This is a genomic window from Caldisericaceae bacterium (assembly GCA_036574215.1).
Classification (GTDB): domain Bacteria; phylum Caldisericota; class Caldisericia; order Caldisericales; family Caldisericaceae; genus Caldisericum.
In genome coordinates this window covers 1-1,786 of record JAINCR010000099.1, presented here as the reverse complement: position 1 = coordinate 1,786, position 1,786 = coordinate 1, and the positions used below count along the sequence as shown (strand labels likewise).

The 1,786-nt window shown below is 36.9% G+C and carries 2 protein-coding genes; one reads left to right on the top strand and one right to left on the bottom strand.

Translation table 11 applies throughout. The features are described 5' to 3' along the window. Positions 1-893 (top strand): hypothetical protein (locus tag K6343_05965; protein MEF3245502.1); only part of this gene is annotated, 893 nt, incomplete at its 5' end. Between the two features lie 449 nt (positions 894-1,342). Here K6343_05965 and K6343_05960 read toward each other — a convergent pair. Continuing rightward, on the bottom strand, positions 1,343-1,786 hold a 444-nt coding region (locus tag K6343_05960), incomplete at its 5' end, for a polysaccharide biosynthesis C-terminal domain-containing protein (protein MEF3245501.1).

Sequence of the window (1,786 nt, the reverse complement as noted above, 5' to 3'; positions counted from 1 at the left end):
CAGGAGGTATTTTAGGGAACGATGCAATCTTCCTTGAAAACCATGAGAAAGCAGGCACTATTGTTATTGGTTACACTCTAAAAGGTAAAGTGAATGGCATAACAGGGGAAGGAAGTCTTGCAAAAATCACTTTTACCGGACTTAAAGAAGGATCTACCCAGGTTCAAATAACGGAATTGACTTTCTTTAACGATAAGATTGGAATAATAAGGATCACACCAAATAGTGCAAATATTGAGGTATATAATCCTGCACCACCAACTCTTTCAGTTAGCTTTGCAGATGGTATCACAGTAAAAGATGCTTCATTTACTTTCACTGGTAAAACAGAGGGAGGAAACGCTGTCACAGTAAATGGAAAACCCGTTATTGTTGGTAGTGATGGAAGTTTTACGGGCAACCTTTACCTTTCTGAGGGAACAAATACAATTACTATCATTGCAACAAATAAATACAATATTTCTACAAAGTTAGTGAGGACAGTTTACCTTAAAACTTCTACAGTCATCGTTCTCCAAGTGGGTAACAGTATATTTTTGGTAAATGGAGAGGAAAGAACTCTTGATTCACCACCTGTTATCAAAAATAGTAGGACACTTGTGCCAATAAGAGCAATCATTGAATCACTTGATGGAACTATAGAGTGGGATGGTACAACAAGAAAGGTTACTATAACACTAAAAGGTACTGTAATTGAGCTTTGGATCGGTAAGCCTCAGGCAAAAGTTAACGGTGAGACTAAGTGGATTGATGAGACTAACCACAAAGTTATGCCCGAGATCATTAAGGGAAGAACAATGTTACCTTTAAGGTTTATTGCTGAATCTCTTGGTTGCAAAGTTGATTGGGATGGAACAACGAAAACTATAACAATTACATATCCTGCAACATAACTACTTTTTTAGGGGGTTTAAAGCCCCCCTTTTACATTTGAGGGGGTGGAAAGCCCCCCTCGATACTCCCCCAAAGAATGAGATCCTTCGTCGCTATCGCTCCTCAGGATGACAAGGTGGGTGTCATTCTGAGGAGGCGACTTTTTGCCGAGGAAGAATCTCCTCCGTTTATGTTTTCTGGGGGAGTCTTGAGGGGGTGTCACCATCAAATTTAAGATCCTTCGTCGCTATTGCTCCTCAGGATGACAAAGAAGAAGCGCTCAGGATGACCTGGTAGGCGTCATTCTGACGAGCAAATGTTGTAAGTGATGAAGAATCTCATCATTTTATGTTATTTCAACGCTAAGGATTTTTCAGAGGGCATTCCTTCTTTTTATTTTTTTAAAAAAGTTTTTGATGGACACCTCCTCAATATTCTTAAATCATGTTTTTTGGAGGCAAAACAAATATCAATTTCCTTTTCTTGCAAGTTTTATAATTTTTTGAACTTCTTCAACTTTTAAGATTTTTAGTGTAGGTATGTAAACCAAAACAAACACAAAAGAAGCCAAGGCAAAATTAACCAGTAGACTTAATTTTCCAAAATTAACCACTCTATTTAATATGAGATAAACACCATACATGAAACCTACGCTAACAAAACTTGCAACGCCAATCTTTACGATTGCATTAAAAAATCCCTTAAGTTTTATACGTATTTTAACCTTTAAAGACAAAACAAATAAAACTCCTTCAATAATTAAACCAATACTTATTGCAAGTGGAATTCCTGCATGTCCTATAGCATTAACCATCGGATAGAAAAGCGCAACGTTTATTGCGGCAACTAAAAGTGAAACAAAAAAGGCAAGATACATCTCTTTCATAGAATAAAGCACTCTTAAACTAATTGT